This is a genomic window from Pseudomonas sp. Gutcm_11s (assembly GCF_028649395.1).
Taxonomy (GTDB): Bacteria; Pseudomonadota; Gammaproteobacteria; order Pseudomonadales; family Pseudomonadaceae; genus Aquipseudomonas.
Window position 1 is genome coordinate 69,664 of sequence record NZ_JAQSUW010000007.1, and the last position, 21,843, is coordinate 91,506.

General features: G+C 61.5%; 19 protein-coding genes. 9 read left to right on the plus strand and 10 right to left on the minus strand.

Going from position 1 to position 21,843, the window contains the following annotated elements:
- Positions 1-38 precede the first annotated feature (38 nt).
- Both PTT45_RS01680 and PTT45_RS01685 read left to right on the plus strand, forming a co-directional pair.
- The gene (locus PTT45_RS01680; RefSeq protein WP_273811156.1) at positions 39-773 is read left to right on the plus strand and encodes a TorF family putative porin; all 735 of its coding nucleotides are present in this window, start codon (positions 39-41) and stop codon (positions 771-773) included.
- An 89-nt stretch (positions 774-862) separates the two neighbouring features.
- Entirely contained in the window at positions 863-1,603 is a 741-nt protein-coding gene (locus tag PTT45_RS01685) for a hypothetical protein (protein ID WP_273811157.1), read from the plus strand.
- Between the two features lie 243 nt (positions 1,604-1,846).
- Here PTT45_RS01685 and PTT45_RS01690 read toward each other — a convergent pair whose 3' ends face one another.
- Positions 1,847-5,971, minus strand: coding sequence for a HigA family addiction module antitoxin (locus PTT45_RS01690; protein WP_273811159.1), 4,125 nt, complete (start codon positions 5,969-5,971; stop codon positions 1,847-1,849).
- Between the two features lie 599 nt (positions 5,972-6,570).
- On the opposite strand from PTT45_RS01690, the gene PTT45_RS01695 reads away from it, so the two are divergent.
- Both PTT45_RS01695 and PTT45_RS01700 read left to right on the plus strand, forming a co-directional pair.
- The gene (locus PTT45_RS01695) at positions 6,571-7,650 is read left to right on the plus strand and encodes an AAA family ATPase (protein WP_273811160.1); all 1,080 of its coding nucleotides are present in this window, start codon (positions 6,571-6,573) and stop codon (positions 7,648-7,650) included.
- A gap of 10 nt (positions 7,651-7,660) precedes the next feature.
- Positions 7,661-8,992: a DUF58 domain-containing protein gene (locus PTT45_RS01700; protein ID WP_273811161.1), complete on the plus strand. Its 1,332-nt coding sequence runs from the start codon at positions 7,661-7,663 to the stop codon at positions 8,990-8,992.
- Positions 8,993-9,019: 27 nt separating this feature from the next.
- Here the strand turns inward: PTT45_RS01700 and PTT45_RS01705 are convergent, their stop codons facing one another.
- Both PTT45_RS01705 and erdR read right to left on the minus strand, forming a co-directional pair.
- Positions 9,020-9,385, minus strand: coding sequence for a diacylglycerol kinase (locus tag PTT45_RS01705; protein WP_273811162.1), 366 nt, complete (start codon positions 9,383-9,385; stop codon positions 9,020-9,022).
- Positions 9,386-9,453: 68 nt separating this feature from the next.
- Positions 9,454-10,104: a response regulator transcription factor ErdR gene (gene erdR, locus PTT45_RS01710; RefSeq protein WP_273811164.1), complete on the minus strand. Its 651-nt coding sequence runs from the start codon at positions 10,102-10,104 to the stop codon at positions 9,454-9,456.
- Positions 10,105-10,231: 127 nt separating this feature from the next.
- Here erdR and PTT45_RS01715 point away from each other — a divergent pair, with 127 nt between their 5' ends.
- Positions 10,232-11,113: a DMT family transporter gene (locus tag PTT45_RS01715; protein ID WP_273811165.1), complete on the plus strand. Its 882-nt coding sequence runs from the start codon at positions 10,232-10,234 to the stop codon at positions 11,111-11,113.
- 119 nt (positions 11,114-11,232) lie between these two features.
- Here the strand turns inward: PTT45_RS01715 and PTT45_RS01720 are convergent, their stop codons facing one another.
- On the minus strand, positions 11,233-11,952 hold the full coding sequence (locus PTT45_RS01720) for a tRNA-uridine aminocarboxypropyltransferase (protein ID WP_273811166.1): 720 nt from the start codon (positions 11,950-11,952) through the stop codon (positions 11,233-11,235).
- Between the two features lie 123 nt (positions 11,953-12,075).
- On the opposite strand from PTT45_RS01720, the gene PTT45_RS01725 reads away from it, so the two are divergent.
- A complete protein-coding gene (locus PTT45_RS01725; RefSeq protein ID WP_273811167.1) occupies positions 12,076-12,477 on the plus strand; it encodes a quorum-sensing-regulated virulence factor family protein in 402 nt (133 codons plus the stop codon).
- A 1-nt stretch (position 12,478) separates the two neighbouring features.
- On the opposite strand, the gene PTT45_RS01730 is transcribed toward PTT45_RS01725, so the two are convergent.
- A complete protein-coding gene (locus PTT45_RS01730; RefSeq protein ID WP_273811168.1) occupies positions 12,479-12,670 on the minus strand; it encodes a hypothetical protein in 192 nt (63 codons plus the stop codon).
- A gap of 202 nt (positions 12,671-12,872) precedes the next feature.
- Here PTT45_RS01730 and PTT45_RS01735 point away from each other — a divergent pair, with 202 nt between their 5' ends.
- On the plus strand, positions 12,873-13,952 hold the full coding sequence (locus PTT45_RS01735; protein WP_273811169.1) for an LOG family protein: 1,080 nt from the start codon (positions 12,873-12,875) through the stop codon (positions 13,950-13,952).
- Between the two features lie 103 nt (positions 13,953-14,055).
- Here the strand turns inward: PTT45_RS01735 and recX are convergent, their stop codons facing one another.
- The 3 genes from recX to PTT45_RS01750 form a co-directional block, all read right to left on the minus strand.
- Positions 14,056-14,511, minus strand: coding sequence for a recombination regulator RecX (recX, locus tag PTT45_RS01740; protein WP_443218141.1), 456 nt, complete (start codon positions 14,509-14,511; stop codon positions 14,056-14,058).
- Positions 14,512-14,548: 37 nt separating this feature from the next.
- The gene (gene recA, locus PTT45_RS01745; RefSeq protein ID WP_273811171.1) at positions 14,549-15,595 is read right to left on the minus strand and encodes a recombinase RecA; all 1,047 of its coding nucleotides are present in this window, start codon (positions 15,593-15,595) and stop codon (positions 14,549-14,551) included.
- An 87-nt stretch (positions 15,596-15,682) separates the two neighbouring features.
- Positions 15,683-16,183, minus strand: a complete 501-nt coding sequence (locus PTT45_RS01750; protein ID WP_273811172.1) for a CinA family protein — start codon at positions 16,181-16,183, stop codon at positions 15,683-15,685.
- Positions 16,184-16,259: 76 nt separating this feature from the next.
- On the opposite strand from PTT45_RS01750, the gene mutS reads away from it, so the two are divergent.
- Both mutS and fdxA read left to right on the plus strand, forming a co-directional pair.
- The gene (gene mutS / locus PTT45_RS01755) at positions 16,260-18,827 is read left to right on the plus strand and encodes a DNA mismatch repair protein MutS (protein WP_273811173.1); all 2,568 of its coding nucleotides are present in this window, start codon (positions 16,260-16,262) and stop codon (positions 18,825-18,827) included.
- A 139-nt stretch (positions 18,828-18,966) separates the two neighbouring features.
- Positions 18,967-19,290 carry a ferredoxin FdxA gene (gene fdxA, locus PTT45_RS01760; protein ID WP_043308572.1) on the plus strand — a complete coding sequence of 108 codons (324 nt, stop codon included), beginning with the start codon at positions 18,967-18,969 and terminating at the stop codon, positions 19,288-19,290.
- A gap of 438 nt (positions 19,291-19,728) precedes the next feature.
- On the opposite strand, the gene rpoS is transcribed toward fdxA, so the two are convergent.
- Both rpoS and PTT45_RS01770 read right to left on the minus strand, forming a co-directional pair.
- A complete protein-coding gene (gene rpoS, locus PTT45_RS01765; protein WP_273811177.1) occupies positions 19,729-20,733 on the minus strand; it encodes an RNA polymerase sigma factor RpoS in 1,005 nt (334 codons plus the stop codon).
- Between the two features lie 196 nt (positions 20,734-20,929).
- Positions 20,930-21,826: a peptidoglycan DD-metalloendopeptidase family protein gene (locus PTT45_RS01770; RefSeq protein WP_443218138.1), complete on the minus strand. Its 897-nt coding sequence runs from the start codon at positions 21,824-21,826 to the stop codon at positions 20,930-20,932.
- Positions 21,827-21,843 lie beyond the last annotated feature (17 nt).

Consider the following 21,843-nt stretch of genomic DNA (forward strand, 5'->3'; position numbering starts at 1 on the left):
GAGGGGGCCTCAACAACAAAAACAATACGTGGTGATATATGACTCGTGTATACGGAAGTCTCGTCGCGCTGTGCGCGTCTTTCCTGATGTGCGCAAACGCTTCGGCAGTTGAGCTGGGGAGCGGCTTCGATCTTGATCTGGAGCTGACCGCTGTAAGCGATTACCGAGACCGAGGGATATCTCAGACCCTGGGAGATCCTGCAATTCAAGGCGGTGCGATGCTTTCCTCTCCCATCGGAGCATATGTTGGCGCCTGGGCTTCCTCCGTGGACTTCGGCGAAGGCTCCGACACCAGGATGGAACAGGACATCTACGCCGGCTGGTATATCCCTGTTACCGATGATCTCCTTCTCGACATCGGATGGCTCAAGTACATGTTCCCGAAGAATAACGAGATGAATTCTTCCATGTATTACTTTGGCGCCATGTACAAGGGGTTTGAGTTCTCGTTCCAATACTCTGACGACCGTGAAGGTGACCAGTCTGGATCGGCGACTTATCTTGCTTACACATACGATATCAACGATTCTACTAGGGCATATGCACGCTACGGCATCAACGATACCAAGGATGAGTCACTATTCTCGGCGAGCGGTAATACTCGCTCGAAATACGACGACTGGGAAATTGCTCTGGAAAAGGACTATTGGGGTGCAACCTGGAAAGCCAGCTATATTGACACCGATATGTCTGAGGCGGAGTGCATGAACTTCACGGGCCATGACGACTTGTGCAGCGCCACGGTCGTTGCTAGCGTGAGTAAACACTTCTAACGTGCAGGAAAGGGGATTCTTGAATCCCCTTTGTTGATGCAATCAATATGCTACATAACACGCAAAGCCTTTATGTCGGATTGGACTGGATGATCTACGCCGGGCCCGGTGGCTTTGAGCGATCTGAGATGCTTGCCCCAGCACTTTTGTTGGCCGAGCCTGGAGCCAGCATATCTTGCCATTTCGACGGTGGCAGGGAGGTATCCTCGCCCTGCATCAAACACCCGGCAGGTAAGTGGAGCACCGCAACTGCGACAAACATCGTGATTGTTTATTTTGACCCTCTCTCCTTTGCCGGTCGCGCAATACAAACTTACAGTGACAATAGTGAAGCCAGATCGATTCCATTTGCCACATCGATCTATGAGGAGTATTTCCACCAGCTTATTAGTGGAAATATTAATGCGCGCGAGGTCATTGCGCTCGTGCAAAAACTTGGTGAGGATTTAACAAAGGGTGTCAAACCTCCGCACCTGGATCGCCGCGTCGCCATCGTAGCCAATGACCTAGCGGAGAATTCAGCTGGTAGGTTAGACCTGAAGAGGCTTTCGGCGTTAATTAGTACATCGCCTGAACGGCTTCGCCACCTATTCAAAAGCCAGGTAAACATGACTCTATCAAAATACAAGTCATGGAGGCAGCTGTATACGATGTCCTGTCATATCCTTCGAACGTGTGGCGGGGAATACGATTGGACGACATCGCCCGCCCTACAGCAGGCAGGATTCTATGATGACGCGCATGGATATCGGACATTGAGCCAATACTTTGGTGCGCGCGCATCTCTCACAGAACTTCATTTAAATTTGGTTGATTGCACCGAAGCCTGAATGATTTCAGACCTACAGAACGACTACTCCAAAGAGAGCCTTTGGATTTTAAGGGCGGATATCCGCCCTTCTTTTTTCCACAGAAGCTTATGGGTGAGGCCTTTGGAAAGGTCAAAGGCATCAATGTTCGCTATTGGCCGATAGCTGCCTCTCACAGGCGAACGCTTCCGGCCAAAAGCAGTCATAGTCATAGAGTTTTTTACAAAGCTGGGGCGATTCAGTTGGCAGTTCAAGGCAGCAAGCCTAAGGATGCAAACGCCGCTGAATGTCCGCTTCGGTGTCCTCTCTCCTTGCCTCATAGTCATATGTCTTGGCTAATGCCATCAGCAGCTTCGAAGCAACAAACGGATGAGATATCTGTAGCTCCCTTCCCCAGCCCCGATATTTTTCAGCGAGCACGCGCTCTTGCTCCCCCCCTTCACCCCGCCAGTGCACGCCACGTGAGTTATAAACTCCAGTGTGAGCACCCCGCATCATCGCCTCCGATTGAATGTCCTCCATCACAGCACGCACCGCTTCACAGGGCCAAACACCGTCCTTACCCTTCGGTGCATGTGATAGAAGCTCGCCAATACGGCTGTCCCCAACATCTGCACGACTCAGTTCGATACATGACTGCCGAACATTGGCGACCCACGCCGCCAAGCGCGCCTCGTTAACCTCGCCAGAGGCCATCTCACCAGGAATCCGACCTAGTGCACTCAGCAGCTTGTATCCGCGCGTAGCCATTTCACCTACACGCTCGGGTAGCACACAAAACTCATCTGGGTCGACTGCGCCATCCGCACGCTTAAACATCCAACATATAGCCTGGACGAAAAGCTCCGGGTGCATCTCTACGTACTGCTCAAGGTGCGGTATGTTCGAGCTCGCTCGCCTCGCAAAAGGCTGACCCAGAACCTCGATATAGACGAACTCCAAACCTGCCTTCTGTTCAAGCGACAGACTCGAACAGCCGCTCATACGCTTGAACGCCTCCTCTACGTAGTAAGGCTCAAGCATATATTGCCCAGGCAGGTCGCTTCCTCCACGGGCCATCTCCGACATCAACCGGAAGATAAGCTCTGGATCCGTTTTCGATAACGCATAACGAATGCAAGAAAATGCCGCCCTCGGCCTATCCGCTTTGAGAAGTCGTTCAATAGCCTCATTTCGCTCAGACTCTGAGTCGCCGATCCAATCTGGTACCACTTCGCTCCAGTACTGAGACTGAGTGCGCTCACTCAGGGTATCTATCAAACGCCAAGTCGAGTGACCAAAAGGAACAAGCAACAACAAACTAGCCACATCCTCTTCTGGCAAGCTCTCCACCAGACTGCACAACACTCCATTGCGTTGATCATCTGGCAGAGCTCGTAGCGCTCCGCTAATAAGATTCCTATGCGAATGCCCCACGTCCCCATCGGAATGGATTGCTTCAAGCGCATTACGAAGTAACGTCAGTAATTCAGGCTCAGGCAACACGACTCTGGCGGCAAGAGAGCCGACAATCCATGCCGCATTTCCACGCTCAGCCAGCTCAAGAATCCCACTGGACCCACGATGCGCAAGAATTTCGCCTAGAGCCTCTGTCCTCAGGCGGTTGATCCTTTCATCGCGCCCACGATGGTCGAAGCTCGCTAAGTCCTCTAGCTCGTCAGCAGACTCCTCAACCCATGCAGTGTGGAATAGCCACAAATGCTTATTCACAACGTCATTAGGCGCTAACGCGTCATAGACGGACTTACCTGCTACAACCAGCGCAGCATGATCGCCATCTTTTTTCGCATGCAGTGCAGCACGTCGCGACAGTGTCGATCTCCGAACCTTCTCTCGCATTGCAGCCTTGTCAGCGTCACTGGCTTGAGTATTCGCCCAGTGTTCGATCATCGCCCAGACTCGAGCCTGATCCTCTTCATTCAATACCCGCAAGCGCTCGACCAGCTCACCGAGCATGTCCAACGTGTACGCAGGCCAACTCAGTACTAGTGCTACCACTTCCCTCTGGAACTCTAGTACTGGCTCCCCTGTCGCAAAGGGCTCGCCATAGCCGTAACCATCGTCACGCCAGCGTGGCTTGTGGCTATAGTCACCTACGTTATTGTGGAGACTGAGCTCCGCCATGCAGATGTTCCAAGCTACATCGGGAAACTTGGCAACTAGTTGCTTCAGCAGGACCACACGCTGTTGAAGGTTAGCGGCGGTCTGGGGCATCCAAGCACGGAAAATTGCTCCCAATGAGTGAGCCGGCTTGTTGAGCCAGTTGTCCTTGATTTCGATCTGCGAGAGCTGCGCCAGAATGGATACAGCTTGCGAAACAGTTTCCGGGCTCCAGGAAAGACCCTCAAGCGCCCAAAGCAATCCCGTACGACTTGGAGTGGCGCCAAAGACCCCAGGGCTCACCGGCCTCAAAAGACCAAACACCGCCGGATCTTTAGTCTGGAGGTCTTGCCTAATGATGGATAGGAACTCGCCGGGAGCTGCTTCGGCATAAGTGGGAAGGTCTCGATCATTGGCTTCCAGCACTCGCGTAGTTAACGGAGGGCGCAATAGATCGCGAACCACACTGTTCACTTCGGCCTCTATGTCAAAACCAAAGCGCTCCTTGAACACCTCATGACCATGAACAGACAGCAGCACTAGAGTCTCCGAGATTCCGTCTCTAAAGGCGCTGGAGAACTCTCGCACCTTGCCCTCAGCGGCAGCTCTCCAGCGCTGATCCTCATCCAGATCAAGCGCGGGATCGTCCTCTCCAAGCACAACTCTCGCCACCTCGAAGTAGCGCCTCATATCTGCCGCGGTCACCTCAGCGGCAACGGCAAAGAGCAGATCCAGCTTTGAAATTACCCCCCTCGCCGCACCCGCCATCCAAACTGGTGCATCGTTAAGCGTGACCAAGCTCTGGCAGTCTTTCTCAAGCTCCTCGTAGAGGCGTCCCCCAGCCAGCTGCGACAGCCAAGATTTATCGGCCTCATTGCGGCTGTCCCAAGCTCCTACAAATAGAAATGGAACAAGCTTGGCTGCGTTTTGAGGATCTGCGGCCCACGCCGGAAACTTAACAGCAGGGAGTGAAGAAAGCTGGCGGCGGAGTACCGTTAGAGAACGGCCAGAGGCCTTCGCTAGACGAGTAATTTCATCGCGGCTCATGCTCATACTCTCAAGCGCCGCAGTGAACGTCTGCGAACTGGCCGGCTTGAGCAATATGCTCGGAGAAGTGAACACCGCATTACGTGGGTAAATCACAAACGAGTGCATGGACCTGGCGTGCGGCGCGAGTTCCCGCTCTACGTCACGCGTATAGACGACGGGTATGAAAGCTTGTTTGGCTGGGGCTAGCCGGGACAGAACTCCCGGCCTGTCGAAGACCAACACGCGATCTCGATATGAAGCCAATTCGCTACCCCCGTACTCGCTGAGTAGCTGAGCAAGGAATGCGAGCGCCTCCTCAACCGAGTCGGCTGCGATCACGATAGGCCCAGCAGGTGGACTCGACAGGTAAGAATCTACAGCCCGCTTAGCAGCCTCGATCGCTGAAGCGAATAAACCTCCCGCCAGTGGCGGACTCGATACCTCAGCCCAGTCGGACCAGCATTTGTCGAGAGAGCGTACATCTTGAGCCGGAATATGTGTTTCGCTTGCAAACCATGCCTGCCCAGGTAACGACTGCTCTAGCCACTGCTCAAGATCACTTGCGTCATACGCACGAACATCTTTCCACTGTTTCAACTCTTTCTTAGAAGCCACCCAGGCGCCTTTGCCAGGCCAACGGCGGGGCGTGACGAAGATGAAGGTCATCTTCTTACAAGCTGGCAAGCCAAGAGCTTTTACGCTCTTTTCATAATCTCCATTGGCTTTCGAACGAGGATCTTCATTGGTGCCGAACTCCCAGCCAGAAGAGCCTTCGGGGATCCATGGCGTACCTTCACCAGCCTCAACGAAGCCATCCCAGCCCGGACGCTCAGCGTCATCATTTCCGGGGAAATCAACCTTAGCGAGCCCAGCACCGGTCGAGTGAACCAAGGTGCGCAAAAACACCGCAAATCGAGTTCGCGCCTGAATGTTATGAGAAGCCCAGTCTTCGATGGCATTAGCCCTGATCGCCAAAAATGGCGGGACATAGGTCATTGCACTGGCTGGCGATACTTTCCTGCTGGCCTGCGCCGCCTCATATTGGGCCTGCATTTCCATCAAATCCTTGAGCGGCACCTTAAAAGCCCTCTCCAGCCGCGCCGCCATCTCGGCCGACAAGGCTGAATTGCCATTGAGGAGATTCGACAACGCTGGGCGCCCTACACCCATTAGCGATGCGGCCTTGGTTACTGTCATCCCAGCAGGGATGACTTCCGCCTTAATTCGCAAACCTGGGTGAGGAACATCTTGAAAGGTCATTTATGAGCCCTCTGGGCGCAGTAAAGGGGGATGAGCAGGGTCGGAAAAATATAGTGTATCGTGTAGCGATACACAATACATTTATCGCCTTTTCGATGTACCTCCTCCTATCACCTAACTCCAACCCTCGAAGCGGGCCACAACGCTACAAAATCTTTGCCGATATAGCTCCAGACTTCATACCCGAGCACGCGGGAAAGGGCAGGTGTCAGCGGACTGCTCACGTCGAGCATTCAATCCCGAGGGCACGTCGTGGACAGAGGCCCGACAAACATCCTCAATTGGCCGGTTCCTGTTCTTTTTCAAAGGCCGCTTCTGGCTGGTAGCGATCAGCCAGATGAAGTCGGCGTCTGACCTGAAAATGTGTACTCGTTCAGCTCCGCCCCTAGCTAAAGGCACTTAGTAGTCGTTTACACTGGAGCCACAAGCCTCAAAGAAGGCTCGCCCCAAGGAAATTGACAGCATTCAAAACAAGGGACTGGTAACCAACCAGGAAAACCCTCCATCACTTCACGCTCCCCCTCAAAACATTAATTTAGGTAAGTGATTGATTTATGGAAGATAAATCACAGGTAACAGTTAATAGGGTTCCAGATTTCATGAGCGATCAGATCCCGCAGCAACCCGCTACCCCCGAAGAGCCTGCCGCCCCCCTCGCCCCCGAGGTTCAGCCGGCAGCACCTGCTGCCCCGGCAGCGGCGCCGGTGAACCCCGCCAGCCAGCAGCGCCAACGCGCCAGCCAGATGCTCCAGGCCCTGCGCCAGGAACTGCAGAAGGCAGTGGTCGGCCAGCGCGAGGTGATCGACGACGTGCTCACTGCGCTGATCGCCGGTGGCCACGTGCTGGTCGAGGGCGTGCCCGGCCTGGGCAAGACCCTGTTGGTACGCGCCCTGGCCAAGTGCTTCGGCGGCGAGTTCTCGCGCATCCAGTTCACCCCGGACCTGATGCCCAGCGACGTCACCGGTCACGCCGTATACGACCTGCAGACCGAGCAGTTCAAGCTGCGCAAGGGCCCGGCCTTCACCAACCTGCTGCTGGCTGACGAGATCAACCGCGCCCCGGCCAAAACCCAGGCCGCCCTGCTGGAGGTGATGCAGGAGCGCCAGATCACCCTGGAAGGCCGCGCCATGCCAGTGCCGCAGCCATTCCTGGTGCTGGCCACGCAGAACCCGATCGAACAGGAAGGCACCTACCCGCTGCCGGAGGCCGAGCTCGACCGCTTCATGCTCAAGCTGCGCATGGACTACCCGCAGGCCGACGAGGAACTGTCGCTGGTGCGCCAGGTGACCCGCTCGGCCAAGGCCGACATGCTCGAAGTGGCGCCGCTGCGCACCCTGCTGCAGGCCAAGGACGTGCTGGCCCTGCAGAAGATCGCCAGCGACCTGTCGATCGACGATCAGGTGCTCGACTACGCCGTGCGCCTGGCTCGCGCCACCCGCGCCTGGCCGGGCCTGGCCATGGGCGCCGGCCCGCGTGCCTCGATCGCCCTGGTGCGTGGCGGTCGCGCCCGCGCCCTGCTGCGCGGCGGCGACTTCGTGCTGCCGGACGACATCAAGAGCTGCGCCCTGGCCGTGTTGCGTCACCGCGTGCGCCTGGCTCCGGAGCTGGATATCGAGGGGCTGTCGGTGGATCAGGTGCTGCAGCAGCTGCTCGACCAGGTTCCGGCACCGCGCCTGTGATCATTAGCGCATGAAGCCATCCCGCCTGTTCCTCGGCCTGCTCGGCGGCCTGCTGGCCTTAGCCATCGTCCTCGGCACGCTGCCGCTGCTCGGCATCAAGCTGCCGCAGACCCTGCAGCCGCTGTGGTGGGGCCTGCTGCTGGCCCTGCTGCTGATCGCCGGCCTGGACGCCGCCTGGCTGCGCCGCCTGCCTTCGCCGCGCCTGGAGCGCCAGCTGCCGGGCAACCTGCCACTGGGGCGCTGGAGCGAGGTGCGCCTGACCCTGCATCACGACTATCGCCAGGCGCTGGCCGTGCAGGCCTTCGATCACCTGCCCGAGCACATGGACTTCGAGTTTCTGCCGCAACAGGTGGAGCTGCATCCGGGCGAGCAGACCGAGTTCGGCTACCGGGTGCGTCCGCTCAAGCGTGGCCATTTCCACATTCCGCGCTGCGAGCTGCTGCTGCCCAGCCCACTGCGCCTGTGGCAGTCGCGGCGCTTCCTCGAGCAGGCCAGCGAGACCCGCGTCTACCCGGACTTCGCCCGCCTCTACGGCGCCCAGCTGATGGCGGTGGACGACTGGCTCAGCCAAATGGGCGTGCGCCAGCGCCAGCGTCGCGGCCTTGGTCTGGAGTTCCACCAGCTGCGCGAATTCCGTGAGGGCGACACCCTGCGCCAGATCGACTGGAAGGCCACCGCGCGCAAGCGCACGCCGATCGCCCGCGAGTACCAGGACGAGCGCGACCAGCAGATCGTCTTCCTGATCGACTGCGGCCGGCGCATGCGTAGCCAGGATGACGAGCTGTCGCACTTCGACCACGCGCTCAACGCCTGCCTGCTGCTCAGCTACGTGGCCCTGCGCCAGGGCGATGCGGTGGGCCTGGCGACCTTCGCCGGCGAGCAGGACCAGTACCTCGCACCGGTCAAGGGCCAGGCGCATATCAGCAACCTGCTCAACGCCGTGTACACCCTCGACAGCACCCGACGCCCGGCCGACTACGCGGCGGCGATCAACGCCCTGCTCGCCCGCCAGCGTCGCCGCGCCCTGGTGGTACTGGTGACCAACCTGCGCGACGAGGACGACGAGGAGCTGCTCGGTGCGGTCAAGCGCCTGGGCCGCCAGCACCGCGTGCTGATCGCCAGCCTGCGCGAGGAAGTGCTGGATCGCCTGCGCCACACCCAGGTGCAAGACTACGAGCAGGCCCTGGCCTACTGCGGCACGGTGGATTACCTGAATGCGCGTGCAGGCCTGCACGAACGCCTGCTCGCCCACGGCGTGCCGGTGCTGGACGCCAGGCCGAACGAGCTGGGGCCGGAACTGGTGGGGCGCTATCTGGCCTGGAAGAAGGCCGGGGTGCTGTAGGGCGAGCGCCGCTCGCCCCTATGCATATCAACCGATCAGGATGATCGCCCAGACCAAGGTGATCAGCGCCAGGGAGGTCAACTGGGCAGCACTGCCCATGTCCTTGGCGTTCTTCGACAGCGGATGGCGCTCCAGCGAGATGCGGTCGATAGCCGCCTCCACCGCCGAATTGAGCAGCTCGACGATCAGCGAGAGCATGCTCACCGCCACCATCAATGCCCGCTCCACGGGACTGACGTCGAGCCAGAAGGCCAGCGGTATCAGCACTACGTTGAGCAGCACCAGTTGGCGGAAGGCGGCTTCGCCGGTGAAGGCCGCGCGCAGACCATCGAAGGAATAGCCGGCGGCGTTGAGGATGCGTTTCAGGCCGGTCTGGCCCTTGAATGGCGACATGAGGTACTGCAGTCCTGTGACGATGACGGCGGCACCTTAGAGGGCTCGCCGTCAAAAATGCGTGAAGGTCACTGCCCGGGAATCGATTCCATCTGCTGCAGCAGCAGCGCCGCCTGGGTGCGGGTACGCACGCCGAGCTTGCGGAAGATGGCAGTGACGTGGGCCTTGATGGTGGCCTCGGAAACGTTCAGCTCGAAGGCGATCTGCTTGTTCAGCAGCCCCTCGCAGACCATGGTCAGCACACGGAACTGCTGCGGCGTCAGGCTGGCCAGCCCGGCGCTGGCAGCCTTGGCCTCGGCCGACACACTGACGCTGTCGAAGGCCTGCGCCGGCCACCAGACGTCGCCGTCGAGCACCTGACGCACTGCCTGCTGGATGGTCTCCAGCGAGCTGGACTTGGGAATGAAGCCACTGGCGCCGAACTCGCGCGAACGTGAGACCACCGCGGCCTCTTCCTGGGCCGAGATCATCACCACCGGCACCTGTGGGTACTGCCCGCGCAGCAGCACCAGGCCGGAGAAGCCGTAGGCGCCAGGCATGTTGAGGTCGAGCAGGACCAGGTCCCAGTCGCCTTTCTCGGCCAGTCGCGCCTCGAGCTCGGCGATGCTGGCCGCCTCCACCAGGCGCACGTCCGGCCCCAAGCCCAGGGTCAGCGCCTGTTGCAGGGCACTGCGGAACAACGGGTGGTCGTCGGCGATGAGAATCTCGTATGCGGCCATGGCGTTCCTGTTCTTGTTGTCGAGCGGGCTGGCTGGCGAAGCGGCGCCCAGCATGCCCAGCCGTGACGGGGTGGTCAAGCGTCCCGCTTTGCGGCAAAGTCGCCGACTTTGCCTGCCGAGAACCACCATGCGAAGCCAAGCCCTGCGCGCCGACCTGTTGATGCTGCTGACCGCGATGATCTGGGGCTCCTCCTTCGTCGCCCAGCGCCTGGGGATGGATGCCGTGGGGCCCTTCCTCTATACCGGCCTGCGCTTCACCCTCGCCACCCTGGCCCTGCTGCCGCTGGTGCTCTGGCTGGGCAGCCGCGACACCGCGCACAAGCCGGCGCCGGTCAGCCGGGGCCTGCTGCTCGGCGGCCTGGCCATGGGCCTGGCCCTGTCGCTGGGGATCAACCTGCAACAGGTCGGCCTGCTGTTCACCAGCGTGACCAACTCCGGCTTCATCACCGGCCTCTACGTCATCGTGGTACCGCTGCTCGGCCTGCTGATCGGCCAGCGCACCGGCCTGGGCACCTGGCTGGGCGCTAGCCTGGCAGTGGTTGGCATGTTCCTGCTCAGCGTCGGCGAGGGCTTCCAGGTCGCCTCGGGCGACTGGCTGCAGCTGGCGGGCGCCTTCGTCTGGGGCGTCCACGTATTGCTGGTGAGCTTCTTCGCCAGCCGCCACGACCCGCTGCGCCTGGCCCTGCTGCAGTTCGCCACCTGCGCCGTGCTGAGCCTGGTCCTGGCAGTGGTATTCGAGGAGATCCGCCTGGACGCCATCCTCGCCGCCGGCCCGGCCATCCTCTATGGCGGCCTGCTCGGCGTGGCCGTCGGCTTCACCCTGCAGGTGGTGGCGCAGAAGCACGCGATCGCCTCACATGCGGCCATCATCCTCTCGCTGGAAGCAGTGTTCGCCGCCATCGCCGGCGCCCTGTTGCTCGGCGAAGCGCTGGCGCTGAAGGGCTACTTCGGCTGCGTGCTGATGTTCGCCGGCATGCTGCTGGCACAGCTGTGGCCGAAGAAGGCCTGAGCTACCCGGTAGAACCAGCGGCGCTCCGGCAATAAGAGGTAGAAGGAGGGATTCGAGGCAGCAGCCTCGTCCCTCCTGGCCCCTACCAGGCATTCTTATGCAGGCTCTAAGCCGCCGGCTTACTTTTCCAGGAAGGGTTTCAGCGCCAGGTGCGCGGGGCTCTGCTCGTCCAGCACGCGGCGGTGCTTGGCACTCAGATAGTGCTCGGTGAACAGGTCCAGCCAGGCGTCCAGGGCACCCGCCGCCTGCGACTCGCCAGCCAGCTCCAGACAGAGCGCGGCCACTTCGGCAGTACACAGGTGCTCGTCGCGCTTGGAGCGGCGCAGGCGATAGCGCGACAGCTGCTCCGGCTTCAGGCTGAGCACCGGGAAGCGATTCAGATACGGACTCTTGCGGAACATCTTGCGCGCCTCGGTCCAGGTCGCGTCGAGCAGGATGAACAGCGGGCGCTTGCCGGCAGCCAGGGACGGCAGCTCCTCGATGACGCGCTCAGGCTCCGCGTATTCGCCAGGGAATACCACGCAGGGCGCGTATTGCGGATCGTCCAACAGTTCCAGCAGGCGCGGATCGACCGCGGTGCGCTGCCAGCCGAAGGCATGGGTATCAGTCACGAGGTCGGCGATCAGCCAGCCGGTGTTGCTCGGCTTCAGCGCCTCCACGTCATACATCAGCAGGCAGACACCGGCCTGTACCTCGACCTCGGGTCGCCAGGCACACAGGCAATAGCTGGGGATAACCCGGCAGCCGGGGCAGCGCGCGGAGCGCGAACCACGGGACACAAAGGGCTTGAGGCTGCGCGCCAGGCGTTCGGCGCGCAGGCGGGCGACAGCATGGCTCATGATCGACTCCACGGAAAAGGCGCGCAGTCTACCCTCGCCGCGGGCGGGGAGTAAGATGGGGGCTTGCTGAACCCGGCCAAGGAGCGCCGGTCGAAGGCAGCACCGCATTCTATGGAGATCACCATGCCCCGCCTCATCGCCCTGTTCGCCCTAGCCGCCTTCCTGCCCGTCGCGCAGGCCGCCTCGCTGCAGGAGCACGAGCTGTCCCGCATGCTGGAACAGGTCGCCAAGGAAAGTAGCGCCGGCACGCCTCGGGCGATCAACGAGGACATTCTCGATCAGGGCTATACGGTGGAAGGCAAGGAGCTGGTCAACCACCTTAGCGTGCGCGCCGCGCATGCCGAGCAGATGCGTGCCAATCCGGAAATGGTGCGCCAGCAGCTGGCGGCGAGCGTCTGCAGAAACCCGGGCTACCTGCGCCTGCTGGGCAATGGCGCGGTCCTGCGCTACCAGTTCAGCGAATACAAGAGCAACCGCCCGGTCGCCGTCGAACGCTTCGCCAAGGCCGACTGCGGCCTGCAGTGACTCAGCCCTTGCCGCGCTGCTGCTCGCCGTCGGCCCTGAGCTCGGCCAGCAGCGCCTGCATGTAGCTGGCGCGGCGCACACCGCCCTCCAGCCGTCGCAGGCATTCCTCCTCCAGGGTAAGACCATTGGTACGCGCGGCCTGCGTCAGCAGGCGGTACAGATCCAGATCCAGCTCCAGCGTCAACTTGGGCATACCTGCCCCTCCCTTCCTGCTCACCTCCGCATGCCTGCGGACTGCGGCAAACCTGCCGTCTCCAGCAAGTAAAACAGAGCCCCGTGACCCGCTCAGGCCAGCGGACGAACGGCAAAGATTCACGGGACGGGGCCATACTCCATGTAGGGCCGCCGGCATCGACATGTCGGCAGCCCGGCCTCAGTAGTAGAAGGAGATGTACATGCCTTACGAACCGGATGAGTACCTGTCTCGCCACTTCCACACCAGCGGTGTCGACCTGACCAGCAAGGTAGAAGAGCTGGCCGCTCTGGTGGTCCCCGCCAGCAGCCCCAACCTGCCGCTGTATCAGGAAATGCTCACCACCGTGATCCGCATGGCCCAGGCCGATCGCAATCGCTGGGACGCCAAGATCATGCTGCAAACCCTGCGCGAGATGGAGCAGGCCTTCAGCACCCTTGAGCAGTTCAAGCGGCGGCGCAAGGTCACGGTATTCGGCTCGGCGCGCACGCCGGCCGATCACCCCGTCTATCACCTGGCCCGCGAACTGGGCCAGACGCTTGCCCGCCTCAATCTGATGGTCATCACCGGCGCCGGTGGCGGTGTGATGGCCGCCGCCCATGAGGGCGCTGGGCTGGAGAACAGCCTGGGCTTCAATATCACCCTGCCTTTCGAGCAGGGCGCCAATGCCACGGTGCATGGCTCCGGCAACCTGCTGTCGTTCCACTTCTTCTTTCTGCGCAAGCTGTTCTTCGTCAAGGAGGCTGACGCGCTGGTGCTCTGCCCCGGAGGCTTTGGCACCCTGGACGAGGCGCTGGAGGTGATGACCCTGGTGCAGACGGGCAAGAGCCCTCTCGTGCCCATCGTCCTGCTCGACGAACCGGACAGTAACTACTGGGCGCATTTCCTCGAGGTGATCCGCGCACAGCTGCAGGAGCGCCGCTACATTCTGCCCAGCGATCTGCACCTGGTGCGTCTGGTGCACAGCGCGGAGGAAGCCGGCCAGGAAATAGCCCGCTTCTACCGCAACTACCACTCTTCACGCTGGCTCAAAGGGCTGTTCGTGATCCGCATGAGCCACCCACTCAGCGAGGCTGCCATACGCACTCTGGACAAGGAGTTTTCCGACCTGTGCCTGAGCGGCGGCTATCAGCAGCAACCTGCTAATGAGAAGGAACGCGACGAACCAGAGCTGCTCGAGCTGGTTCGCCTGGCCTTCCACTTCAACGCCCGCGACCACGGGCGCCTGCGCGAACTGGTGGACTTCATCAACCTGCCACAGAACTGGGCGGCGAATAGCTGAACCGCTACAGGCCAGGCGCACGACAAAGGTGCCCAGCGCCGGCCTGATCTACGGCAGAAAAAACAGAGCCCGGAGAGGGGAAAGCTCCGGGCTCAAGGGGAAATCAGTCCAGGCTGGCGCCGCGTAGCAGGCGGCCAATCTGTTCCTGGGAAAAACCTCGATAGGCGAGAAAACGCGCCTGCTTGGCCTTCTCGCGCATATCCGCGGGCAATTGCCCGGAAAACTTGCGCTGCCACAGCTCGCGCAGTTGCTCGCCCCAGTCGATGCTGGTCTCGCTCAGCGCCTGCTCGATATCGGACCGAGGCAAACCACGCTGGGCCAGTTCCTCACGGATGCGCATGGGGCCATAGCCGGCCCGCCCACGACTGGCGACGAAGCTCTCGAGATAACGCGCCTCCGACAGCAAGCCTTCTGCTGCGAGACGATCGAGGGCAGTGTCGATCAGCTCCTGCGGAGCGCCGCGCTGGCGCAGCTTACGCACCAGCTCGACACGTCCATGCTCGCGGCGGGCCAGCAGATCCATGGCAACCCGACGTACGGCAACCGGGTTGTCGAGCATGCCATTCACCGAGCGCTCCATGCTTCAGGCCAGCCGATCAGGCGTCCGCGTCGGCCATTTCGTCGGCATCGGCCTCGACCGCGCCACGGGCTTTGGAGTCCACCAGCAGTTTCTCGCGGATGATCTTCTCGATGGCACCGCCCACTTCCGGATTGTCCTCCAGGTACTTGGCGGCATTGGCCTTGCCCTGGCCGATCTTGTTGCCCTGGTAGCTGTACCAGGCGCCGGATTTCTCCACCAGACCGAGCTGCACGCCCAGGTCGATGATCTCGCCGGTACGGTAGATACCCTTGCCGTACATGATCTGGAACTCGGCCTGACGGAACGGTGGGGCCACCTTGTTCTTCACGACCTTGACACGGGTCTCGCTGCCGACCACCTCGTCGCCTTCCTTCACCGCGCCGGTACGACGGATATCCAGACGTACGGAGGCATAGAACTTCAGGGCGTTACCGCCGGTGGTGGTTTCCGGGTTGCCGAACATCACACCGATCTTCATACGGATCTGGTTGATAAAGATGACCAGGCAGTTGGCGTTCTTGATGTTGCCGGTGATCTTGCGCAGTGCCTGGCTCATCAGGCGGGCCTGTAGGCCGACGTGGGCATCGCCCATCTCGCCTTCGATCTCGGCCTTGGGCACCAGGGCGGCCACAGAGTCGACGATGATCACGTCAACTGCATTGGAACGCACCAGCATGTCGGTGATTTCCAGGGCCTGCTCGCCGGTATCCGGCTGGGAAACCAGGAGGTCGTCGACGTTGACGCCCAGCTTGCCGGCGTAGTCCGGGTCCAGGGCGTGTTCGGCGTCGACGAAGGCGCAGGTGGCGCCGGCCTTCTGGGCCTCGGCGATGACCGACAGGGTCAGGGTGGTTTTACCCGAGGATTCCGGACCGTAGATCTCGACGATACGGCCCTTCGGCAGGCCGCCAATGCCGAGCGCGATGTCCAGGCCGAGGGAGCCGGTGGAAATGGCCGGAATCGCCTGACGCTCGTGGTCGCCCATGCGCATCACGGCACCTTTGCCGAACTGCTTCTCGATCTGACCCAGGGCTGCCGCCAACGCGCGCTTCTTGTTCTCGTCCATTTCCATCCTCACGTGATCAAAGGGAGCCGATCGCTCACCAACAACTGTATAAGTAGACAGTAGTATTCCATAAGGCAAGTCGCTCGCCTACCCCCGCTCGGGATTTTCTCCTGCCGCCAGTCGGAGCAATCCCTCCAGCGCCCGCCGCACAGTCTGCCCCCGTATGACCTCACGGTCGCCGGCGAACTGGCAGCGCTCGGCGAAGCACTGCTCACCATCGGCCCAGGCCAGCCATACAGTACCGACCGGTTTCTCCGGCGAACCGCCACCGGGGCCGGCAACACCGCTGACCGCCACCGCGAAACGCGCACCGCTGCGCTGCCGGGCGCCAGCGGTCATGGCCTCCACCACCTCGCGGCTGACCGCGCCAACACTCACGAACAACTCCGTCGGCACGCCCAGCTGCGCGGTCTTCTGCGCATTGGAATAGGTGATGTAGCCCGCCTCGAACCAGGCAGAGCTACCGGCAATGCGAGTAATGGCCTCGGCGATGCCGCCACCGGTACAGGACTCGGCGGTGCTCACCTGAGCCCCCAGCCCTTGAAGCGCGGCGCCCAGATGTTCGGCCAACTGCGTGATGGAATCCATGTGCTCTCCGGGGTGAAACGGGCAAGGGGGATACCCTACACTAGGCGCTTTTGCGATTTCAGCCGGACCGAACAGCATGAGCGATTTGTCAGCCCACACACCGATGATGCAGCAGTACTGGAAGCTGAAGAATCAGCATCCGGACATGCTGATGTTCTACCGCATGGGCGACTTCTATGAGCTGTTCTACGAGGACGCCAAGAAGGCTGCGGCCCTGCTCGACATCACCCTTACCGCCCGCGGCCAGTCGGCCGGCCAGGCCATTCCCATGGCCGGCATCCCCTTCCACTCGGCCGAAGGCTATCTGGCACGCCTGGTGAAATTTGGCGAGGCGGTGGCGATCTGCGAACAGATCGGCGATCCGGCCACCAGCAAGGGCCCGGTGGAGCGCCAGGTGGTGCGCATCATCACCCCCGGCACCATCAGCGACGAGGCCTTCCTCGACGAACGCCGCGACAACCTGGTCGGCGCCATCCTCGGCGACGAGAAGCTGTTCGGCCTGGCCGTGCTGGACATCACCAGCGGCCGTTTCAGCGTGCAGGAGATGAAAGGCTGGGAGAACCTGCTAGCCGAACTGGAGCGCCTGAGCCCCGCCGAACTGCTGATCCCCGACGACTGGCCCCAGGGCCTGCCGATTGAGAAGCGTCGCGGCGTACGCCGCCGTGCGCCCTGGGACTTCGAGCGTGACAGCGCGCGCAAGAGCCTGTGCCAGCAGTTCGGCGTGCAGGACCTCAAGGGCTTCGGCTGCGAAGGCCTGACCCTGGCCATCGGTGCCGCCGGCTGCCTGCTGGTCTACGCCAAGGAGACCCAGCGCACCGCCCTGCCGCACCTGCGCAACCTGCGCCATGAGCGCCTGGACGACACCGTCATCCTCGATGGCGCCAGCCGCCGCAACCTGGAGCTCGACACCAACCTGGCCGGCGGCCGCGACAACACCCTGCAATCGGTGGTCGACCGCTGCCAGACCGCCATGGGCTCGCGCCTGCTGACCCGCTGGCTGAACCGCCCGCTGCGCGATCGCTCCGTGCTGGAGGCGCGCCAAGAGGCCATCGCCTGCCTGCTCGACCGTTACCGCTTCGAACTGCTGCAGCCGCAGCTCAAGGACATCGGCGACGTCGAGCGTATCCTCGCCCGTATCGGCCTGCGCAACGCCCGTCCGCGTGACCTGGCGCGCCTGCGCGACGCCCTCGCCGCGCTGCCGCAGCTGCAGGGCGCGATGGCCGAGCTGGACGCAGCCCACCTGAGCGAGCTGGCGGTGAACATCCGCACCTACCCGGAACTGGCCGACCTGCTGGCCCGCGCCATCATCGACAACCCGCCGGCGGTGATCCGTGATGGCGGCGTGCTCAAGACCGGCTACGACGCCGAGCTGGACGAGCTGCAGTCGATCAGCGAGAACGCCGGTCAGTACCTGATGGACCTGGAGGCGCGCGAGAAGGAGCGCACCGGCCTGGCCAACCTCAAGGTCGGCTACAACCGCGTGCACGGCTACTTCATCGAGCTGCCGAGCAAACAGGCCGAGTCGGCCCCGGCCGACTACATCCGCCGCCAGACCCTGAAAGGTGCCGAACGCTTCATCACCCCGGAGCTCAAGACCTTCGAGGACAAGGCGCTGTCGGCCAAGAGCCGCGCCCTGGCCCGCGAGAAACAGCTCTACGAGGAATTGCTGGAACTGCTGATCGGCCAGCTGGCGCCGCTGCAGGACACCGCCGGCGCCCTGGCCGAACTGGACGTACTAGCCAACCTGGCCGAGCGCGCACTGAACCTCGATCTGAACCGTCCGCGCTTTGTCGATGAGCCCTGCATGCGCATCGACCAGGGCCGTCACCCGGTGGTCGAGCAGGTGCTGGAGACGCCGTTCGTCGCCAACGACCTCGGCCTCGACGACGGCACCCGCATGCTGATCATCACCGGCCCGAACATGGGCGGTAAGTCCACCTACATGCGCCAGACCGCCTTGATCGTGCTGCTCGCCCATATTGGCAGCTACGTGCCGGCGGCCGCTTGCGAGCTCTCGCTGGTGGACCGCATCTTCACCCGTATCGGCTCCAGCGACGACCTGGCCGGCGGCCGCTCCACCTTCATGGTGGAGATGAGCGAGACCGCCAACATCCTGCACAACGCCACCGACCGCAGCCTGGTACTGATGGACGAAGTAGGCCGCGGCACCAGTACCTTCGACGGCCTGTCGCTGGCCTGGTCAGCCGCCGAACACCTGGCCAAGCTGCGCGCCTGGACGCTGTTCGCCACCCACTACTTCGAGCTGACCGTACTGCCTGAGAGCGAGCCGGTAGTAGCCAACGTGCACCTCAACGCCACCGAGCACAACGAGCGCATCGTCTTCCTGCACCACGTGCTGCCCGGCCCGGCAAGCCAGAGTTATGGCCTGGCAGTGGCGCAACTGGCTGGTGTACCTGGCCCGGTGATCCAGCGTGCCCGCGAACATCTGGCCCGCCTGGAGACCACCAGCCTGCCTCACGAGGTGCCGCGCAGCGAGCCGGGACAATTAGCCGCACCACTGCAGAGCGACATGTTCGCAGCCCTGCCGCACCCGGTGCTTGAGGAATTGAGCAAGATCAATCCCGATGATCTGACACCCCGTCGAGCCATGGAGTTGTTATATACATGGAAGACGCGCATCTAACGCCAATCCGCTCAAGCTGCTAGAATCGCGCGCATTTTTACGACTGCCCGGTTTACAGCCTGAGCCGCGGCCTTTATCGAGCGCCTGCAAACCCTGCGCAGACGGGACCCAGGTGCCGCCGCACGAGGAGAGAATCAGAATGACCTTCGTCGTTACCGACAACTGCATCAAATGCAAATACACCGACTGTGTCGAAGTCTGCCCGGTGGACTGCTTCTACGAAGGTCCGAACTTCCTGGTGATCCACCCGGACGAGTGCATCGACTGCGCCCTGTGCGAGCCGGAATGCCCTGCCCAGGCGATCTTCTCCGAAGACGAAGTACCGGACGGCATGCAGGAGTTCATCGAACTCAACGCCGAACTGGCGGAAGTCTGGCCGAACATCACCGAGCGGAAGGATGCGCTGCCGGACGCCGAGGAGTGGGACGGCACCAAGGACAAGCTGAAGCACCTGGAGCGCTAAGCGCCCCAAACGCAAAAGGCCCGCATCTGCGGGCCTTTTCGTTTCTGGCTTTCCTGCGGGAAAAAAAAGGGGCGGTGTTAGCCGCCCGCTCTTTCTTCCCTACTCCCTGAGAATCCTTTCATCTTCCTGATGAACTGCATCCTGCAGTGGTTCCTCGATCACCGTCCTGGCAACCGTGCCTTATCCCTAGGCACGGCTTCATATTAGCCTTTCGGCCGAAGCTAACAAGACCACCCAAACGCCAGAAACCTACTGTCTACAAGGCATCCATAAAAATTAAATCGATATAAATCAATATCTTAATAAAAATACAAAGATAAGAATGGATCGCAACCAATGTGTTTAACCTGTGATTTCCTACACCCGATGTAAGCAATCACTTACATCGACGGGCAATAAAAAGCCCGGCCATGGCCGGGCTTCTTGTCTTGGTGCGCTCTACTGGAACAATGCGTCGCTGGACAGGCCATTCTTCTCGAGTATCTCGCGCAGGCGCTTGAGGGCCTCGACCTGAATCTGCCGCACCCGCTCGCGAGTCAGCCCGATCTCCTGGCCGACTTCCTCCAGCGTGCAGCTCTCATGGCCACGCAGACCAAAGCGGCGCACCACTACCTCGCGCTGCTTGTCGGTCAGTTCGGACAGCCACTGATCGATGCTTTCCGAGAGATCATCGTCCTGCAACAGCTCGCAAGGATCCGTGGGGCGATCATCGGTCAGGGTATCGAGCAGCGTCTTGTCGGAGTCTGGGCCTAGGGAAACATCCACCGAGGTGACCCGCTCGTTGAGACCCAGCATGCGCTTGACCTCGTCGACCGGCTTCTCCAGCAGGTTGGCGATTTCTTCGGCTGAGGGTTCGTGGTCGAGCTTCTGGGTCAGCTCACGAGCCGCGCGCAGATAGACGTTCAGCTCCTTCACCACATGAATCGGCAGGCGGATGGTGCGGGTCTGATTCATGATCGCCCGCTCGATCGTCTGCCGAATCCACCAGGTGGCATAGGTCGAGAAACGGAAGCCGCGCTCTGGATCGAACTTCTCCACGGCTCGGATCAGGCCGAGGTTGCCCTCTTCGATCAGGTCCAGCAGGGACAGGCCGCGATTGACGTAGCGTCGGGCGATTTTCACCACCAGGCGCAGGTTGCTCTCGATCATGCGCTTACGCCCGGCGGGATCGCCCTTCTGCGCTAGGCGCGCGAAGTGCACTTCTTCCTGCGGGGTGAGCAGCGGCGAGAATCCTATCTCGTTGAGATACAACTGGGTCGCGTCGAGCGCCCGGGTGTAGTCGATGTATTTGTGCTGCTTGAGTGTGGTGGTCGAGTTCTTGGATTTGGCGCTGGAAAGTGACAGCTCGGCTTCCTCTGTCAGTTCTTCCAGAACGATGTCCGGCTCCATAAGGAGCACCTCATCGTCGACGTCAAACTCCGGCGCTTCTTTGCTGAGTGCCATTGTTGTTGTCCTGTACTGAGTTCGACAACAAGCCTTGGCGATACCCAACCCAGTTCGACATCAGGGAGAACCGGCCCCCCAAGCCAGCGTTAAAACTGGCCTGCCGCCGATCATTGCGCACCTGATGAATAGCTGGATGACTCCCTGGCAACACCAAAGCCCGCTCCTCCTATGCGAGAGCAGGTTGGCGGCAGAGTCAACGACGTGGCAGATACTGCAGTGGGTCTACCGGTTTACCTTGGCGGCGAATCTCAAAATGGAGCTTCACCCGATCGGCACCCGTGGATCCCATTTCGGCGATATGCTGTCCGACTTTGACCTGCTGTCCCTCCCGCACCAGCAGCCTGCGGTTATGACCGTAGGCGCTTACATAGGCATCGCTGTGCTTGATGATCACCAGTTCACCGTAGCCCCGCAAACCACTTCCGGCGTACACAACGGAACCATCAGCTGCAGCCAAAACAGGCTGGCCCAATTCACCAGCGATATCAATTCCTTTATTCAAACTGCCGTTTGACGAGAATTTACCGATCAGCAGGCCGTTTGCAGGCCAGGCCCAGCCCTGCGCAGAGCGCTGAACCGGCTGCACCTTGCCAGCGGTAGCAGAGCCACCTGCGGTGGCCACCGGCGGCTGTGCCGGAGTGACAGGCTGCGCCTGGGTGGGCGTCTTGACCGGCGCAGGAGTCTGCACCGGCGGCCGCGACGCGGTCTGCGGCGGCACAGTGCTCACCACTGGCCTGCTCGGCTGCGCGACTACGGGAGCGCTACCCTGCTGCGGCACGTCGAAGCGAATGCGCTGGCCCGGGCGAATGGTGTAAGGCGCGGGAATGTTGTTGCGCGCGGCCAGGGCTTTCCAGTCCCAGCCGAAGCGGAAGGCAATCGAGTAGAGGGTATCGCCGCGCTGAACCTGATATTGGCCAGCCGTGGTCTGCGGACGCGCAGGCGTTCCAGCGCTACCACCGTGGGTGCGATCCACCACCTGGGGCGGTGTGGAAGGCGAGCTGCTGCAGCCCGACAGTATTGCCGCGAAAACCGCTGCCCCCAGGCCTAGGCCCTTCAGGCGCTTTCGCTGCTGTCCGCTCGTGAGACTCACCCCGTGCTCCCCTGCCG

Bases quoted from the DNA above. Each gene is read 5' to 3' on its own strand.
- PTT45_RS01680 (WP_273811156.1), top strand. From the start codon at position 39: ATGACTCGTGTATACGGAAGTCTCGTCGCGCTGTGCGCGTCTTTCCTG.
- PTT45_RS01685 (WP_273811157.1), top strand. From the start codon at position 863: ATGATCTACGCCGGGCCCGGTGGCTTTGAGCGATCTGAGATGCTTGCC.
- PTT45_RS01690 (WP_273811159.1), bottom strand. From the start codon at position 5,971: ATGACCTTTCAAGATGTTCCTCACCCAGGTTTGCGAATTAAGGCGGAA.
- PTT45_RS01695 (WP_273811160.1), top strand. From the start codon at position 6,571: ATGAGCGATCAGATCCCGCAGCAACCCGCTACCCCCGAAGAGCCTGCC.
- PTT45_RS01700 (WP_273811161.1), top strand. From the start codon at position 7,661: ATGAAGCCATCCCGCCTGTTCCTCGGCCTGCTCGGCGGCCTGCTGGCC.
- PTT45_RS01705 (WP_273811162.1), bottom strand. From the start codon at position 9,385: ATGTCGCCATTCAAGGGCCAGACCGGCCTGAAACGCATCCTCAACGCC.
- erdR (WP_273811164.1), bottom strand. From the start codon at position 10,104: ATGGCCGCATACGAGATTCTCATCGCCGACGACCACCCGTTGTTCCGC.
- PTT45_RS01715 (WP_273811165.1), top strand. From the start codon at position 10,232: ATGCGAAGCCAAGCCCTGCGCGCCGACCTGTTGATGCTGCTGACCGCG.
- PTT45_RS01720 (WP_273811166.1), bottom strand. From the start codon at position 11,952: ATGAGCCATGCTGTCGCCCGCCTGCGCGCCGAACGCCTGGCGCGCAGC.
- PTT45_RS01725 (WP_273811167.1), top strand. From the start codon at position 12,076: ATGCCCCGCCTCATCGCCCTGTTCGCCCTAGCCGCCTTCCTGCCCGTC.
- PTT45_RS01730 (WP_273811168.1), bottom strand. From the start codon at position 12,670: ATGCCCAAGTTGACGCTGGAGCTGGATCTGGATCTGTACCGCCTGCTG.
- PTT45_RS01735 (WP_273811169.1), top strand. From the start codon at position 12,873: ATGCCTTACGAACCGGATGAGTACCTGTCTCGCCACTTCCACACCAGC.
- recX (WP_443218141.1), bottom strand. From the start codon at position 14,511: ATGCTCGACAACCCGGTTGCCGTACGTCGGGTTGCCATGGATCTGCTG.
- recA (WP_273811171.1), bottom strand. From the start codon at position 15,595: ATGGACGAGAACAAGAAGCGCGCGTTGGCGGCAGCCCTGGGTCAGATC.
- PTT45_RS01750 (WP_273811172.1), bottom strand. From the start codon at position 16,183: ATGGATTCCATCACGCAGTTGGCCGAACATCTGGGCGCCGCGCTTCAA.
- mutS (WP_273811173.1), top strand. From the start codon at position 16,260: ATGAGCGATTTGTCAGCCCACACACCGATGATGCAGCAGTACTGGAAG.
- fdxA (WP_043308572.1), top strand. From the start codon at position 18,967: ATGACCTTCGTCGTTACCGACAACTGCATCAAATGCAAATACACCGAC.
- rpoS (WP_273811177.1), bottom strand. From the start codon at position 20,733: ATGGCACTCAGCAAAGAAGCGCCGGAGTTTGACGTCGACGATGAGGTG.